This is a genomic window from Desulfovibrionales bacterium (genome assembly GCA_028715605.1).
Classification (GTDB): Bacteria; Desulfobacterota; QYQD01; order QYQD01; family QYQD01; genus QYQD01.
Window position 1 is genome coordinate 134,117 of sequence record JAQURM010000005.1, and the last position, 16,256, is coordinate 150,372.

The 16,256-nt window shown below is 46.1% G+C and carries 14 protein-coding genes; 8 read left to right on the forward strand and 6 right to left on the reverse strand.

The annotated features are described in order from the left end of the window. The first annotated feature begins 360 nt into the window (after nucleotides 1-360). The 5 genes from PHT49_07370 to PHT49_07390 all read left to right on the forward strand — a co-directional run bounded on the left by PHT49_07370 (nucleotide 361) and on the right by PHT49_07390 (nucleotide 5,474). Entirely contained in the window at nucleotides 361-939 is a 579-nt protein-coding gene (locus tag PHT49_07370) for an aminodeoxychorismate/anthranilate synthase component II (protein ID MDD5451696.1), read from the forward strand. Further along, entirely contained in the window at nucleotides 932-2,380 is a 1,449-nt protein-coding gene (pabB, locus tag PHT49_07375; GenBank protein MDD5451697.1) for an aminodeoxychorismate synthase component I, read from the forward strand. The genes PHT49_07370 and pabB overlap by 8 nt, the downstream gene beginning before the upstream one ends. A 148-nt stretch (nucleotides 2,381-2,528) precedes the next feature. Then, nucleotides 2,529-3,362 carry an aminotransferase class IV gene (locus tag PHT49_07380; GenBank protein ID MDD5451698.1) on the forward strand — a complete coding sequence of 278 codons (834 nt, stop codon included), beginning with the start codon at nucleotides 2,529-2,531 and terminating at the stop codon, nucleotides 3,360-3,362. A gap of 150 nt (nucleotides 3,363-3,512) precedes the next feature. Beyond that, entirely contained in the window at nucleotides 3,513-4,625 is a 1,113-nt protein-coding gene (locus PHT49_07385; protein MDD5451699.1) for a DUF763 domain-containing protein, read from the forward strand. Between the two features lie 348 nt (nucleotides 4,626-4,973). Further along, nucleotides 4,974-5,474 carry a hypothetical protein gene (locus PHT49_07390; GenBank protein MDD5451700.1) on the forward strand — a complete coding sequence of 167 codons (501 nt, stop codon included), beginning with the start codon at nucleotides 4,974-4,976 and terminating at the stop codon, nucleotides 5,472-5,474. Between the two features lie 96 nt (nucleotides 5,475-5,570). On the opposite strand, the gene PHT49_07395 is transcribed toward PHT49_07390, so the two are convergent. The 4 genes from PHT49_07395 to PHT49_07410 form a co-directional block, all read right to left on the reverse strand. Then, nucleotides 5,571-6,230 carry a DUF4145 domain-containing protein gene (locus tag PHT49_07395; protein MDD5451701.1) on the reverse strand — a complete coding sequence of 220 codons (660 nt, stop codon included), beginning with the start codon at nucleotides 6,228-6,230 and terminating at the stop codon, nucleotides 5,571-5,573. Between the two features lie 465 nt (nucleotides 6,231-6,695). Continuing rightward, a complete protein-coding gene (locus PHT49_07400; GenBank protein ID MDD5451702.1) occupies nucleotides 6,696-7,283 on the reverse strand; it encodes a hypothetical protein in 588 nt (195 codons plus the stop codon). Nucleotides 7,284-7,551: 268 nt separating this feature from the next. Further along, the gene (locus PHT49_07405) at nucleotides 7,552-7,737 is read right to left on the reverse strand and encodes a hypothetical protein (GenBank protein ID MDD5451703.1); all 186 of its coding nucleotides are present in this window, start codon (nucleotides 7,735-7,737) and stop codon (nucleotides 7,552-7,554) included. Between the two features lie 253 nt (nucleotides 7,738-7,990). Continuing rightward, a complete protein-coding gene (locus tag PHT49_07410) occupies nucleotides 7,991-9,403 on the reverse strand; it encodes a HEAT repeat domain-containing protein (protein MDD5451704.1) in 1,413 nt (470 codons plus the stop codon). Nucleotides 9,404-9,798: 395 nt separating this feature from the next. Here PHT49_07410 and PHT49_07415 point away from each other — a divergent pair, with 395 nt between their 5' ends. From PHT49_07415 to PHT49_07425, 3 genes are all read left to right on the forward strand, one after another. Then, nucleotides 9,799-10,362 (forward strand): hypothetical protein, encoded by a 564-nt coding sequence (locus PHT49_07415; GenBank protein MDD5451705.1) that lies wholly within the window; start codon nucleotides 9,799-9,801, stop codon nucleotides 10,360-10,362. 150 nt (nucleotides 10,363-10,512) lie between these two features. Beyond that, nucleotides 10,513-11,241: a hypothetical protein gene (locus tag PHT49_07420; GenBank protein MDD5451706.1), complete on the forward strand. Its 729-nt coding sequence runs from the start codon at nucleotides 10,513-10,515 to the stop codon at nucleotides 11,239-11,241. A 20-nt stretch (nucleotides 11,242-11,261) separates the two neighbouring features. Further along, the gene (locus tag PHT49_07425; protein ID MDD5451707.1) at nucleotides 11,262-11,732 is read left to right on the forward strand and encodes a hypothetical protein; all 471 of its coding nucleotides are present in this window, start codon (nucleotides 11,262-11,264) and stop codon (nucleotides 11,730-11,732) included. Nucleotides 11,733-12,953: 1,221 nt separating this feature from the next. Here the strand turns inward: PHT49_07425 and typA are convergent. Then, nucleotides 12,954-14,798 (reverse strand): translational GTPase TypA, encoded by a 1,845-nt coding sequence (typA, locus tag PHT49_07430; GenBank protein ID MDD5451708.1) that lies wholly within the window; start codon nucleotides 14,796-14,798, stop codon nucleotides 12,954-12,956. Nucleotides 14,799-15,146: 348 nt separating this feature from the next. Continuing rightward, nucleotides 15,147-16,256 (reverse strand): ABC transporter permease, encoded by a 1,110-nt coding sequence (locus tag PHT49_07435; protein ID MDD5451709.1) that lies wholly within the window; start codon nucleotides 16,254-16,256, stop codon nucleotides 15,147-15,149.

Here is a 16,256-nt window from a genome sequence, read left to right on the forward strand (position 1 = left end):
GTTATGGAAGCCGTTGTTCCTGAGCGAAACTTGCTGGAGCAGTGGGGCGCCCTTCGAGGACGAGCAGGAAGGGGAAAGCCAGCCCTTTAGTGGCTGGAAGGGGCAAGCCTTCCCCACCTGCGAGACCCGAAAGGGTCACTGCGCAAGCCGTGAAGCAAAGGAATGATGGCTTCCATTTCTAGTATGTGAAGATTGGATAAAGATTAACACGTTGACATAATCTCCTGAGATTTTTTTGGGGGGGGAACCCTAGAAATAAATTCGTTGACTATAAGAAAGGCTGGTAGTATACAAAAAAAGAGTTATGTCTCAGGCGTAAGCCACCCAGACTCGGGTGACTTTTTCTTTTTGGAGATAGTAGTGAAACTGGTCCTTATCGATAATTACGACTCCTTCACTTACAACTTAGTCCAGCTCTTCAGCCAATTCCCGGTAGAGATTGTCGTGTGGCGCAATGATGTCATAAGCCTATCCGACATCGAGAAGGCAACCCCAGACGGCGTTATTATCTCTCCAGGGCCAAAGACCCCGACTGAATCCGGGATCTGCAAGGATTTGGTCCGGCGATTTAAAGATACTTGCCCTATCTTGGGTGTCTGCCTGGGTATGCAGATTATAAATGAGGTCTTTGGAGGTCAGACAATTCTATCGCCTCGCCCGGTACATGGAGAAAAGGACAGAATTTTTCACAATGGAGAAGGCATCTTTGCTGCTCTGCCTAATCCCTTTTGGGCGGCACGCTACCATTCGCTAACAATCAGAAAGGGATCAGATGACATACGGGTAACCGCCTGGAATGAGGAAAACCTGATCATGGGTGTTGAGCATCGATATTTTCCTGTCTTTGGAGTCCAATTTCATCCGGAATCTTTTATGACAGAGCATGGCCATAAAATGGCCGGGAATTTTGTGCGGTTAGTTAAACAATCACATGCGTAAGCTAAAACAGGCCATAGGAAAAATTATAAGTGTAGAATCTCAACCGGTTGACTTCATCCGGGGAGATGAAAAAATAGAGGACATTTACGCCCCTCTAAGCAGCGATGCAAATGCCTTCCTCCTTCTAAGCAGCGGCCAGGGAGATTGTTCAAGGTATTCGTTTCTTGCCTGTGACCCATTCCTGGTAGTACGGGCCTGGGGCAACAAATTAGAGATAAACAACGGGCGCACCGCTATCGAACTTGTTGGCAACCCGTTTGACATATTGCAAGGGGTCCTGGACGGTCTCGAGATGCCTCCTGTTGACATCCAACTCCCATTTTATGCCGGCGCCGTAGGCTATTTTGGTTATGATCTCCGCTATCACCTGGAAAAGCTGCCGGACATAGCAGAAAATGATCTTCCCCTCCCTGATCTGTATCTGATATTTCCGGGCATTATCCTTGTCCATGACCGTATAGAACAAAATTACCGGCTCGTCATTATTGAGCATCAGTTGCATAGGGAGGAATCGGAAAAAGGCCATCAAAAGATAGAAAAACTTCGGACTAAAATCCGCACGGCGCGCCCGGATCCCCCCCCACCCCCCTTTGAAAAAGGGGGGCAAGGGGGGATTTTGAAGACTTCCAATTTCACCCATGATGCCTACGTCTCCGCTATCAAACGGGTGCGTGAATACATTCGCCAGGGAGACATATATCAGGTCAACTTATCCCAGCGCTTTACTTTTGAATTTGGCGGGTCTCCTTACGCACTTTTCCGCTCCCTTTTTAATGATAATCCGGCTCCGTTCTATGCCTACCTTACCTGTGGGGATTTCTGCGTGCTTTCTACCTCTCCGGAACGCTTTATCCGGCGGGAAGGGAGTTATATCGAGACCCGGCCCATCAAAGGGACAAGGCCCCGAGGCAAAGACCCGGCAGAAGATGAAAAGATGAAAAATGACCTCCTTGAGAGTCCCAAAGAAGATGCGGAACTCTCCATGATCGTGGACCTTTTACGAAATGACCTGGGAAAGGAGTGTCTCCCCGGAACCGTTAAGGTAAAAGAACACAGGCGGGTAGAAGCCTATCAGAACGTCTTTCACCTTGTCTCCATTGTCACCGGTATGCTAAGAAGAGGTTGTACCCAGAAGGACATCCTAATGGCCGTTTTTCCGGGCGGCTCTATCACCGGGTGTCCCAAGATACGGGCTATGGAGATTATTGAGGAACTGGAACCGGTAAAAAGAGGCATCTATACGGGCTCTATAGGCTATGTAAGTCTCCATGATACCATGAACCTCAGCGTAGCTATACGCACCGCTGTGTATAAAGACCGGCGAATCTACCTGTCCGTCGGAGGAGGAATCGTGTACAATTCCGATCCCGAGACGGAATATCAGGAGACACTACACAAAGGGGAGACATTTTTTAAGCTGCTGCATCACGCAGCACGGTGACGCTAAAATCCCTCCTGACCTCCCTTTTCCAAAGGGAGGATTTGAAAGGTCCCCCTTTAGCAAAGGGGGATGTAGGGGGATTTTCACTACTACGCTGCGATTTACTTTAACGTGGCCCTAGACCATGCAGTTAAAACGAGTGAAGAATATGACCAAGGAATACGTACTTCTCAACGGTGACATTATAGACGGCCGTAAGGCCTGTTTATCGGCCTTTGATAGAGGCTTTCTATACGGAGACGGTTTTTTTGAAACCATGCGCGCCGAAAAGGGACGTGTGCTTTCCCTGGAAGCCCATCTGGAAAGGCTCTATCAGTCGTGCAAGTTTTTCAACATCGGTCTTCAAGCTATGGAACAAAGCGAGTGGACAGATAAGATCAACCTGCTGATCGAGAAAAACAATCTCAGGGAAACCGTTGCCGCCGTAAAAATCGTGGTGACGCGTGGACCTGATAAGCCTCAGCTTGGGCTTCCAAAAGAAAAGGCGTCCACAGTCATCATCTATGCCCGCGAGTATGTGCCACCGGCCCCCGAAAAGTATAACAAGGGGCTATTAGTCAATGTCTTCCCCTGTCCTCGCCATTATTTTCTGGCCGATCATAAGAGTCTAAATTACTTGTTTTACCTGGCCGCGAGGGAGTGGGCGCAAAAAAAGGGCGCAGATGAAGCCATCGTCTTAAACGTCGATGGCACGGTCTCGGAAGGAGCGACAACTAACATCTTCTATGTCAAAGAAGGTTCTATTATCCGGCCCGAATCCCCGCATTACCTGCGTGGGGTAATGGAAGGCCAGGTAATAAACTTTTTAAAGAAACGGCGTCGGGAGATAATCACCATGCCGACCACGGTTTCCATGTTGCTGGAGGCCGAGGAAGTCTTCTTAACTAATTCGCTTATAGGGATAATCCCTGTAGCCAAAATTGGGGAAACCGCCCTTCCACTAGAAAAACCTTTATCTGTTCTCTTACAAGGTGTAAAATAGCTTTAATAAGCAGTCCACAGCAGCCGGGAGCCAGAAATGAAGGTTAAAAGCTGATAGTCATCAGTAGTAAACCGGACACAGAGAAAAAATGGATTAAAAAGACAAAATATACTCTCTGCGTGCTTTGCGTCCTTTGCGGTGAAAACACACATGGCCGCTGATAACTTGCGCACCGGAATAACTAACCTACCGCTACATTACGGAAAGGCCCCGCGGTGGCTCTTTTCCCGGATGGTCAAACTGGCCCGTGAGATCACCATCGTCATCGTGAGTGAATTCGGGCCGGAAGAGATGTTAAAAAAGCTCTCTGATCCCTTCTGGTTTCAGGCCTTCGGCTGTGTGTTAGGCTTTGACTGGCATAGCTCCGGCCTTACGACCACGGTCTGCGGGGCCTTGAAAGAAGGCATCAAAGATATCTCTCTTGATCTGGAACTGATGGTTGCCGGCGGCAAGGGGGCTGCCTCCCGAAAGACCCCGGACGAAATCTTGAAGACCGGGGATACCTTTAAAATCGAACCATCGCCGCTCATATACGCCAGCCGCATGGCGGCCAAGGTGGATAACAACGCCCTCCAGGATGGTTATCAACTCTATCATCACTGTTTTATATTTACGAATAGCGGTTCATGGGCCGTCATACAGCAGGGCATGAACGAAAGCACTCATTATGCGCGTAGATATCACTGGCTCGGTGAAGGAGTAAAGGACTTCGTCTGTGAACCGCATGCCGCTATTTGCTGCGATCAGAAGAAGCCTGTCCTTAATATGGTAGCCGGGGAAAGTCAGACCACAAGAGAAACCGTCACGGCCCTGTCCAGAGAAAGGCCTGATACCCTGGTTCGGGAATTAAAAAAGATTCAGACGCTCTCTCTTCCTCCCCGCCATGATATACAGGGAGGGGATATAAATCCGGACCGGGTGGGCCAGGTCCTCCTCAAAACCCATGATCGCCAGCCGGAAGAATTTTCCGTACTTTTAGGGATGCCCGGAGTCGGCGCCAAAACTATCCGGGCCCTCAGCCTCATAGCCGAACTGGTCTATGGGGTAAAGCCAAGTTTCCGTGACCCGGCCCGTTACAGCTTCGCCCACGGCGGCAAAGATGGCCATCCCTATCCGGTAGACAGAGAAATATACGATGGGTCTATTAAAATACTCCAGAAGGCAATCGAGCAATCAAAAGCAGGAAGAACGGAGAAAATGGAAGCGATAAAGAGGCTTAGCACCGCTACCCATACGCCAAACAAATGGTACTCGCCAGAGTAAAAAACTTACTCTTTGCCCATCACGGTCTTTATTAAATTTCGTTGATTTTATTCTAATTGTTTTTGTAATATACCGTATAAATTACGAGATTGTTGGCCTATGAATGGCAGCGTTCATACATTGGAGGTCTAACAAAATGAAGCTAACGGTCATACTCGACCTGAGTGAAAGGGGTGATTCTACTGGGTACTTGCCTGGTCTAGCAGGATGTATTAGCGAGGGAAACACCAAAAATAGGCCCAAAAGAATATCAAAGAGGTCATCGAACTTCATCTTGAACCGGTTAAGGACCCTCAATTTTGACCTTTTTCTACATACTCGAAGGGGCGTTTATCAGGGAGAGTAACTATGTCAGGAATTATAGTATTTATTCTTGGTGTTATTGGTGGATTCTTTGCCCACAGCCTTACGACGAAAGTCAGCTTTAAGCAGCGAACTATAGATAACAAAATTAAAGTATATAATGCATTAATTACCCAGTGGGTGCGAATGAGGAATTTTATATACGCACACTTTCCTGACCATCCTGCCGATAATATCTCTCCCGAAATAATACGTGATTTCGATCAAATGTATGGGAATTTCCAAGCCCTTATAGCCAAAGCGATCTTGGTATGTGAAGCTGCAAAATTAACGGATGATATAAACACCTTGAATGAGCGAATGTATAGGACTGAATGGCACATGCTAACCTTAGATGAGGCCAATGAAGAAATGGAAGATATTAAGCGTGATGCATTAGAGATCGTGGCGCGTATGCGAGAAGACATTAAGAAGAGCGCTAGATTCGAGTTTAGCGATTTTAGTCACATGCTTTCTGGGTTTAGAAAAACAGGCGAAAATCAATAAACGGACTTAACAATTCGCTACCTTTAGTTGTAAATTTGTAAATAAGCATAATGCGCAGCTATGAAGAAGGGGAAAACAGAGAGACGTTATATACCTCTACGCCTGCCTAGGTTTATAAAGTACTTCCAGCACTTCTCGCGTATCGTTTATTATTTTCAGCGGATCGAACCTAAAAGGTCCCTCATGCATTACTTCATTTCCGCGGTTCCTGATGTTGTGGGCGACAGTGCGATGGCTTGCCGGAAGGTATCCTTTCTTCAAGGCTTCTTTGATCAAATCTGCCAACTGCGTACGATCATTATCTCGTTTATGCAGTTGGGCTTTCAAGGCAAAATCAAGGGTAGCTCTACAAAGAGCAATCGCGGCTTGGTCAAAACCATACAGGTAACAATATGTAGCCTCGATAAGGTGCGATTGGACTGTTTCTGAAACGATGCCTTTTGTAAATGTTTGTTTTATCTTCTTAAATCTTTTTACTAGTGTATCCTTTTTATTCGACAGTTCACTTTCACAAAAATTGTCTATAAGATCGTCATCTTCGAGGATACTTTTCAGGACCGATTCCTTAATGAAATGCTCATTCCATAAGCAATGGATTAAGCCCATATTGCATTTTATTACCTTACGCATAAGGTCATGGTATAGTTTGTATTTGTCTTCAATAGAATGGCAGGATTCTAAGGCATCAAAGAACTCGTTCACGGTTTCATCTATAATGTTTGTACATTTGCCCAGCATCGATGATTTCTTAACCATAAATACCCCCACTCGCAGCCAATACATTAAATTTCTTGCCGATTAATAAGGCTCCTCACAAGAATTTGTGGGCTGATTATAGCCTATAAAACTTGAGAGCATGGAGTATGCATCAAATCCAATACTTCCTTTTGGTGACTAAACCGACAGGAAGGAGGATAAGGTTCATTGAAAGTATAGTCCGAAAGACTCTGGGACTCAATGGTCACTGGGTAAAAAGGTCGGAATCGATAACGATGCCGTAGAGGATATCAACAGCAAAGCAAAAGCCATCAGCCATAAATCATACGGTTACCGCACTGCGAGACATTCACTCTCGCATTGTTGCATGGATTGGGCAAGCTTCCCATGCCCAAATTGACCCATAAGTTCTTGTGAGGAGCCTTTTTTGTTTTACTGCTAAATAGCACGCATGCTACGGAAGGCATGCCCTGATTCCTGATGGTGATTTATAGGAAAGCTACTCTACTTCCCTTTTTCTGGGCTCCCCTTATTACTGCAAGCACCGCTTAGTGCCACAACGAACAAGGCACCCTTGAACAGTAAACTCGCAATGAGGAACAGCCCGAAGATCGAGATGAGTACTCCCAACACCGGAACTTGGCTCAACCAGAGAACGAGACACATAACGCTCCACGTTGCAGGATTCACCGCCAAAGGATGAACCCAAAGCATCACGCAGTAGAGAGCGATCGCACCGATGACAAACAGGCTGTCGTAGCGCGTCCTCGCTAGGCCCTCACGGTCCCGCGCCGCAGCAAACCGCTTTCGGGTACTGTAGAACATGCTGGCCACCTGCGCGTATACAACCAGTCCGCCGATAACCCCGTAGAACACTGACAATTCTGGGTTGTTCTGGAATCCTAAAATCACCGGCGTTGCGATAACTGCGGGAACCAGGTAGGCAACTAATAATCGTGTCAGGTAGAACGACGCCCATGACTCTCTGCCAGCTACCAAGCCAGCAGCACCGGCCAGAAGCACCGACAGCACCGGCACGAGAATCTCAAGAACGAGGGCAACGAACCCCAGCCTAAGGATAAATCTTCCCATTTCTCATTCCGTTGCGTGGCCTATTCGCAAATCTCACCTCTGATTCCAAGGAGGTGCAGATGACCCCGACGAGGATCTCATGTATGCATCTAACATTATTGTTGTACGAAATATAAGGATATTAAAAAATACTATGTGAAAGTAAGGCCATTTGTCAATTATTTCTGTTTACTCAAACCCGCCTACTTTACATGTTCTGGTTTATGGCCTCTTACAGTAGAAGGGTTGCCAAGGAGGCGGATGTCCCAGGAGCGCCGTTTTGTTCCACTTACTGTGCCCGGATATCCTCTGCCAACTTTTGCAGGCGGCAGAGAATAAAAATCTTACTTTCAAAGGGTAACTTTGCCAGTTCCTGCCGCCGCCTTTGTTTGGCGCGGAATAATTCCTCGGCCTCCTCTTGTATCCGGTGCTTATTTTTCGTGACTTGTTTCTGAAGGTTTTTTAATTTTTTCATAGCCTATAGGGGTGGGATATATAAGGCACCATATTAGAAAAGCAGAGAAATTTCAAGAAATTTGCGTAGTAGAGGAGTGATGACCGCCTTATCTTCTAAAAGCGTTAACTTGAGTTTTGGGCCGGACTTTATCTTAAGTTTTCCTAATCTCTGCCGTTCTCCTTTTTCTTCGATGCCCTCATCGTATGTCTCTGTTGGGCAAAATTCCTACTCTATGAAAACATTTTTTGAAAAGTCGCGGGAGGAATGCCGGTCACCCAGCATTAGATTCATCCAACCCCTTCAAAAAATCTTCACCTGTTATACTTTTTATGGTTCTTCTTATGTTCTTGCCTTCTTGAGAAATAGGTGGGTTCGCTAAAAGAATACCCTTAATTTCCGCAACAGCCCTTTGTCTTATAAAATCCTCTCTGCTTTGGACGGCCGCAAAAGCTATATCCGGGACGATTTCCAGTTCGCGGCGCGATACTCCCCACCACATTCCAAAGGTCTTCAACACAGCCATACGCACATTCGGTGATTCGTCGTGCTTCAAGGCTTTCTTAAGCATTTCAACAACCCCAGGTGAGTCAATTGAATGCCAAAGGACCTTAACCGCAGCCTCTCTAACAGCGTCATCAGGATCATTAACCAGCATAGGAGAGGCCATTTCTACAGCACTTTCTGTATCTATCAGGTTCATTTCACGAGCCCGTGCCAGCTCGTCAAGTGCATGGGCTCTTTGGAATCCATATTTATCTTTCAATGCCGTCTTTAAACCTCCTAAATCAAGATACGCAGCTTTGGAACCGGCTTCCTCTCGACTAATAGCGTTAGCTGCCCGTTCCTTGATTACTATCGACATGGAGGGATTTGCATCGATCATCTGTTGAAGCGAAAGTCTTGCACTAGAGCGAACCGACTTGTCTTCGTCTTTGAGAAGATAACTGATATAATCAACGGCCTTTTCGTCTCCGAGGTCTCTTAGTCCCCAAATTGCATGTTGCCTTACACTCGCATCATCATCCCTTAAAGTTTGCAGCAGTGGGGCAAATGATCGAGGATCCTTTAGCTTACCAACAGAAGAGGCGGCTTCGGCTCGAACTATTTTGTCCTCCGCCTCATCATTCAATACTGATAAAAGCGCCGCCACGGCATCGCCGTCGTCAAAATAACTAAGCGTTGATATTGCTTGCTTACGGACATAACGATCGGCATCTTTTCTTAGGCACTCAATTAGAGGCTCTATGGCCCTTTTATCTTTTAAAATTCTTAGCGTCATTATGGCAGTGTTCCGGACCGTGCTATCGGAATTTTTCAAACACTCAATTAGAGGACCAACTGCCCGCTCAAATAGATGTGTATCTTCCAAACGATTATCCTTTCCCAATTTCTCAATTATCCGTAAGATAGTATTAATGACAAGTGCTCTAAAACTGAACTCTCTTCTGTCTTCGTCAGTGCAAATTATCCGTTCCCCTCTTGTATCCAATAAAGTGTTTATAAGAGGGTAAACAGCTTCTTCGCCAAGACGGACGAGCGCATCAAAAGTATCGCTCCTGACACTATGTTTTACATTTTTGAGAAAATTTATCAGACAGTACGGGTCCTTAATCTCAAAAAGTTCTTCCCTGCTTGGGCTACTTAGCCTATATTTCATGTCTTCTAAAAAATTACGAATCCCCATAGTTAAGCTGATGCTGTGTTATGCCCTTCACCTCCATGATAAGCCATTATTTAGTCAGGTTATCTTATGACACCCAAGGGCTGGCTGCCCATGTGCCCCTTCATAGTATCTATCCCTTATTAGAATTGCAATCCTAAAAAACCTGTGATATGCATCCCACATCAGTAACGAACACATCAAAACGGCACTCAGTAAAACTTCAAGGCAAAAAGGGGGATGTTATGAAAACTAACGGGGGTTTTGCAAGGTATTGTTCGCATAGATTAATCACACTATCAATTCTTCTTGCTGCATGCTTTTTTTACACAATAGGGTGTTCTACGGTGCGGAACACAGCGCTGAACCCCGGAACAGACAGCTTGAAGCTTGCGAATGGGTCGGTATGCTTGTTGTCCTTGAGAACTGATAACAAATATAAACCGGGGTGGCCTCCTGAGGTCTATAGAATAACCGTAATCGATGATAGTACAAAAAAGGAATATTTAATTAATCTCATTGAAGAATCTCTTCTGAAAAAAGCTATAAAGGATACATTTTCTACCAAAAAAGAGGGGCCGTGGGAGTCATTTATCAGTTTTCAATTGCCCCCGGGGTCATATCGTTTGTCAGCTATAGCAGGAGGATGCACAAAAGGAGTCGGTGTTGCGGCTGCTATGGGCAGTTTCGATTTTCCATTTGATATTCTTTTTCAGGTCGAGAATGGGGAATGCGTCTATCTGGGAAGATTGGAAATGACGAACCGTAAACGCGTATCGGAAGATGAAAGACCATCCGGCGGGAAATTAGGCCTATTAGGACAGGAACTTTCCGGTTTCGCAGATGGTACTTTCGACGTTAAAATCTATGATAATTTCGACCAGGACATCCAAAATTTCAAAGAAAAATATCCCGTTCTTTCCAATCAGGTCATCAAAAAAAGAATACTTCCTCAATGGAAAAAGCCGGAAAATCGTTCATAGGAAAATAAACATGGCACAGCCGAGTTTTTAATGGATACCCCCAATATATTGTGTTCAACCTGTTTTGAAACCTAGAGTCGGTTTGATTGGTGGCCGGAAAAACAGATCCAGGCTGCCTCTCAGAAAAGCTGATAAAAAAGGATATGTAAAATGCTCAAGAATATATGTTCGATAATATTCTGCGTCACGATTATCATTGTTATTGGATGCGCACCAACAAAGTTCAATACCAAGGGCGGTATCAAATCTTTGAATGTGTTAGACGCCGATCCTAATACCTATGCGATAGTTTTAGTAAAATTACCGTTTGAACAAATTGACTACTTACAGCCTCCTGCCTTAGTTGAACGTATTTCGGATAGTTGGTATATCCAAAGAAAAGGAGATCAGGAAAAAGCCTGGTTTTGCACCGGCGGAGGGGTCTACGTCAACGATTATCTTCATCCAAGTAGAACGATAGGAATATATCCTTTAGAGAAATTCGAGAGATTACGTTATAGCTACTTCGCTTTCCTGGTTCCTGCGGGAGAATACGTGATAACATATCATTTTCCCAGTAATACATTTAGACACATGCTTAGTGTGGACTTTCAGAATGTTTTTTCAAAGGCATTTTATGCGACACCCGGAAAAGTTATCTACTTGGGGAGATACAAACCCGTTGTTGAGGAGGAGGAAGACGGATACGTAAACACATATACAATCTATTATAAACAAATGGATATAATTAGTAATTATGAAGACGACATCAGCAACCTGAGGAAAAACTTTCCTGAACTTTTTACCAAACTCAAATTCACCGCCGAGGACTTTTCTATAGGACGACCACAGGCACACCCTGTAGTCTCCTTCACAATCCAAGGGTATAGATATCGTTAGACACAAAAGGAGGTCGTTACATGTGGTGGACAAAAGTAAAAGAGTTTTCTGTAGTTAATTATCTATTGAAGAACTATTTTGAGTTTGTGCTGTCAATTTCTCTTTCTCTCCTAGTACTAGGGTGTGCTCCGACGACATACAGACTTTATGAAGGGCCTCCACGACTGCCAAGCGAAGTAGCCTTTCTAACTGGTGATGATAATGATGAAATAATACTCTACAAAGTAGATGGGCAACAGTTGCCCGCCGAGCATGGTCCATACGGGAGGAATTTTCTCATAGAGCTACTTCCCGGAAAGTATTCAATAACTGTGAGGTGGGATAGTGGTTTGCTTTATTCTGAAAAAATAGATTTGGTATTTAATGCAGAAGCTGGTCAAACCTATGCTGTAATGGGGCCACTTGACAAGAGAAGAGCAAAAGTCAAAGTCATAGGACTTATCGTAGTAGTTCCACAGAGTATGTGGATAGACAACAAAAAAGGGGAATAACCCCCTTAGTCACTAAGCCATAAGATTGACGACAATTTTGGCAAGATATTTTTCACTGTGGCCGTAAGGCCTTGACAGCAAAGCGTTTACTGAGATTCTTGTTTGATCCAACTTTGGCAAGAACATGTGAAAGTTGTTTGGTTCCGGCTGAGCCGGGTTAGGATAGGGATAATGCCATTGCTATAATTTGCAGGTCGTCCAAGAAGCTGGAAATGAGGGACCCCAGGCCTTGCAACACAATCGCCAGGTCTTATATGGCACTGACAAAACTGCATATCCATTTCCCAGAAGCAGTTATAATAATCCACCAGAACCCATCAGTACCTCAGAAGTTGACCGCTTGGAGAAGAAGTATTCCGATATGTATGAGAGGTGTCAAAAAATTTCAGATGAATGCCGTAAGATTATCGATGGAAAGAAGCCTGAGACCCCGGAATAGCATGTCTTTGCCTGTTTGAGCTTAACCGAGAGGTTGGGGATTTATACTGTTTTAACGGAAGGGAGTCTTTGCGGAGAGAGAAACTGGTTTGATGGGCGATTATATTTTTGCCATCGTCTTTGCGTTGATATTTATAGCTCTAGCCATTATTGGAGGGATTTCTCTTGTAACTGAAGTTCATTCAAAATTAATAAGATTAATACGGCGGCCTCAGTGCCAACCAATCCAATCTAGGAAGGCAGCGACAGCGACCTGGCGCGAATTATCCACGAGCAGATCTTTGACTTATGAAGAATTCAATGGCCCTTCTAAAGAAATTCAAAGGGGCAGATTTGGCAGATGCGACAGTTGTTTTGCAGTGTTTGAGTTAGTTAATACTAAAGCTGTACTGGACTACTATGTATGGAGTCTGGGATTATACATACTACTGCCCTAAATGCTACAAGGAAGAAAACCCGTATAGGGGCAAAATTATCGGTGCCGATGGGAAAGCCATCATGGATCAGTACGGTACGATATCCTACTCATAGACCCCATAGTAGGGTATCTTTCGCATAATAATGGTGGGAACCCCACATTATTGTATGCGTGCCAGTATACTAAAGGATTAAGGAATCTGTAAGTGTAACTAAGTATGACTTAGATGTAGCCGCACGGGAGACATCTTCAAAAACCGTCCCTTATTGCCTACTTTTTTCACCCTTTCTGTCAGACTTTTCCGGCCATCCACTGTCACATTTTGTAAGGGTACGGAGAGAGATAAGAGAACGGCGTTAACTCCTCTATCTGCCGTTCTCCTTTTTCTTTGATGCCCTCATCATGTGCCTCTGTTGTGCGGGGAGCACGGCCTTCCGCAGCCGTATGGATAGAGGGGTAACTTCGACCAGTTCATCTTCGCCGATAAAATGTATCGCGCTTTCGAGCGTCATCGGTCTGGCCGGTGTGAGGATTACATTTTCGTCTCTCCCTGACGCGCGCATGTTGGACAGCTTCTTTTCCTTGCAGGGATTTACGTCGATGTCATTCTCCCGGTTATGCTCGCCGATCACCATGCCCTCATAAACGGCCTCGCCGGGTGAAATAAAAAGCTGCCCCCGCGGCTCAAGGTTAAAAAGTGCGTAAGCCACGGACTTTCCCTCCCGGTCGGCCACCATGGAACCGGTAGAGCGCGCGGGGAAGTCGCCCCGGTACTCCTCATAGCCTGTAAAATAGGAGTTCATGATGCCCGTGCCTTTGGTGTCGGTAAGGAATTCGTCCCGGTAGCCTATGAGCGCCCGTGAAGGGATGCTGAATTCTATCCTTACCCTGCCCCGGCCGTTATTGACAAGATTTGTCATCTTGCCTTTCCGTATAGAAAGTTTTTCCGTCACAATTCCCAGGAAATTCTCACTGCAATCAATAGAAAGTTGTTCTATCGGCTCACGCTTTTTTCCATCCTTGTATCTGTAAATGACCTCGGGACGGCCTACGCAAAGCTCAAATCCTTCTCTTCGCATGGTCTCAATGAGAATAGCCATCTGAAACTCGCCTCTGCCCTTGACAATAAAACTCTCTTTGTCCGCGGCTTCTTCTACCTTTATAGCCACGTTTTTCTGCATCTCCTTCCCGAGGCGCTCCCATATCTTGCTGGATTGTACGAACTTGCCTTCTTTCCCTCCAAATGGCGCGTTGTTTATGGTGAATTTCATGGAAACGGTAGGCTCGTCAACCGTTATCCGTTTCAGCGGCTTTGGGGAATCTTTCGTGCAGATGGTGTCGCCTATATTGACGGAGTCCAGGCCGGAGAGGACAACAATATCGCCGGGCTCCACAACATCAACCTCTCTGAGGTTCATTCCTTCGTAGATCTGCAGTTTTGAAATCTTGAGCGGGAGCTGCTCGCCTTGCTCATCAATACAAACCAGGCTGTCGTTGTATTTTGCCTTGCCGTTGAAAACCTTGCCTATAGCCAACCGGCCGAGATAATCGGAATAACCCAGGTCCGCGACCAGCATCTGGAACGCTTCTTCCGGGTCATACGAAGGCGCGGGAATCTCCTCGACGATGGTATCAAAAAGTACATGGAGATTTTCGCCTCTTTCCTCCAGCGCCTTTTGTGCAATACCGTCACGGCCTATGGCATAGAGTAAAGGGAAATCAAGCTGTTCTTCCGTAGCGCCAAGGTCTATAAACAGGTCGTATATCTCATTCAAGACTTCGTCAGGACGCGCATCTTTGCGGTCGATCTTGTTTATCATCACGATAATCTTCAGACCTGCCTCGAACGTTTTTTTCAGGACGAAACGCGTCTGGGGTAGAGGGCCTTCCGAAGCGTCCACCAGGAGAAGCGCACCGTCGGCCATGCTGAGCGCCCGTTCTACTTCACCCCCGAAATCCGCATGTCCAGGGGTGTCTATGATGTTTATTTTTATGCCTTTCCAGACTACGGCACAGTTTTTCGCAGCAATGGTGATGCCTCTTTCCCGCTCCAGGTCCATGCTGTCCATTATTCTGTCGTCCACTTCCTGCCCTACCCTGAACAATCCGCTCTGTCTGAACATAGTGTCAACAAGCGTGGTCTTTCCGTGGTCAACATGGGCGATGATGGCAATATTTCTTAGCTTTTCATTCTTTGCATATCTCTTCATCTGTTTACTTTCCTCTTTCCTTCCTCAAGATCAAAGCACGGCGAAATTAAAAACTGATAGTATACCCTTTAAAAGATCCATTGCAAAGGTTAAAATTAAACAAAGTTTCCCTGAGTCTTAGGGAACCCCTATGTTTCTGAGCGAAACTTGCTGGAGCAGGGGGGGACCCATCGAGGGCGAGCAGAAAGGGGAAAACCCGCCCTTTAGAGGCGGGAAGTGGCAGGTATTCCCCGCCTGCGAACCCCGAAAGGATCGCTTGCGCAAGCCGTGAAGCGAAGAGACCAGGGGTTCCTAATGCAGGGAGAGAGAGCCGGCAGGCCGGGGCTGAATCCTGGGACGTAATCTTCCCTATCCCAGTTTCTGCTTAAACCGTAAGGCGCTTATGCCGATCGCAGATATGCCTATCACGGCCATGGCCAGCAGTTGCGGCCAGAGGATGTCAAGTCCAACGCCTTTTAGATATACCCCACGGATAACCGCCACAAAGTAACGCAGCGGATTCAGATAGGTCAGGTATTGCACCCACTGAGGCATATTCTCAATGGGGAAGCCGAAGCCGGAGAGCATGACGGCCGGGTTAATGAATAAGAAACTGGCCATAAGGGCCTGCTGCTGGGTACGCGACACCGTGGAAAGGAAAAGTCCAAATCCTAAGGAACTTAAGAGAAACATTATAGCGCCGAGAAAGAGCACCAGCGGGTTGCCGGCTATGTGAACCTGGAATAATAAGAGGCCTACTATGCTGATCAAAATGACATCGACAATGCCGACAACCGCAAATGGGCATAGTTTTCCCAGGATAAGCTCAATCGGCCGTATCGGCGTCACGAGAATCTGTTCTATAGTGCCGATCTCGTATTCTTTCACAATAGCCATGGCGGTAAGTATCATGGTGACCATAAAGACCACCAGGGCAATGACTCCGGGGACGAAAAAGACCCGGCTTTCCAGGTTCGGATTATACCAGGTACGCGGCTCAACCGTGACCTCGCCATATTCTGCGACTAATTTGGCAGAAAGCGCACGGTTATAGTCGCCCAATATCCGGTTCAGATAGCCGACAATGACCATTGTGCTATTTGAATCCGTACCATCTAAGAGCACCTGGATATTAACAGGCTTTCCACCGCGCACGTCATTGGCATACCCGGCCGGAATGACTATCCCTAGAATAACCCTGCTTCGATCTATAAGCCCTTTAAGCTCCGGCATAGTCCTCACCCTATGTTTTATGTCAAAATAGGCCGTGCTATCAAATCGGGAGAGTATCTCCCGGCTCTCCACGCTCTGATCATAATCTATTATTGCGGTGGGAATATGCTTTAAATCGAAGTTGGCCGCGTAACCAAAAACTATCAATTGCATGATAGGCGGGACCAGGAGGGTGAAACGCATACGTTTGTCCCGTAAAAATTGGATGAACTCTTTTATAATGATGGTGCGTATGCGGTTGAACAA

Excerpts from the sequence above, each read along its gene's own strand:
- PHT49_07400 (MDD5451702.1), bottom strand. The coding sequence starts at position 7,283 with ATGGGAAGATTTATCCTTAGGCTGGGGTTCGTTGCCCTCGTTCTTGAG.
- PHT49_07385 (MDD5451699.1), top strand. The coding sequence starts at position 3,513 with ATGGCCGCTGATAACTTGCGCACCGGAATAACTAACCTACCGCTACAT.
- PHT49_07380 (MDD5451698.1), top strand. The coding sequence starts at position 2,529 with ATGACCAAGGAATACGTACTTCTCAACGGTGACATTATAGACGGCCGT.
- PHT49_07390 (MDD5451700.1), top strand. The coding sequence starts at position 4,974 with ATGTCAGGAATTATAGTATTTATTCTTGGTGTTATTGGTGGATTCTTT.
- PHT49_07410 (MDD5451704.1), bottom strand. The coding sequence starts at position 9,403 with ATGGGGATTCGTAATTTTTTAGAAGACATGAAATATAGGCTAAGTAGC.
- pabB (MDD5451697.1), top strand. The coding sequence starts at position 932 with ATGCGTAAGCTAAAACAGGCCATAGGAAAAATTATAAGTGTAGAATCT.
- PHT49_07420 (MDD5451706.1), top strand. The coding sequence starts at position 10,513 with ATGCTCAAGAATATATGTTCGATAATATTCTGCGTCACGATTATCATT.
- PHT49_07405 (MDD5451703.1), bottom strand. The coding sequence starts at position 7,737 with ATGAAAAAATTAAAAAACCTTCAGAAACAAGTCACGAAAAATAAGCAC.
- typA (MDD5451708.1), bottom strand. The coding sequence starts at position 14,798 with ATGAAGAGATATGCAAAGAATGAAAAGCTAAGAAATATTGCCATCATC.
- PHT49_07395 (MDD5451701.1), bottom strand. The coding sequence starts at position 6,230 with ATGGTTAAGAAATCATCGATGCTGGGCAAATGTACAAACATTATAGAT.
- PHT49_07425 (MDD5451707.1), top strand. The coding sequence starts at position 11,262 with ATGTGGTGGACAAAAGTAAAAGAGTTTTCTGTAGTTAATTATCTATTG.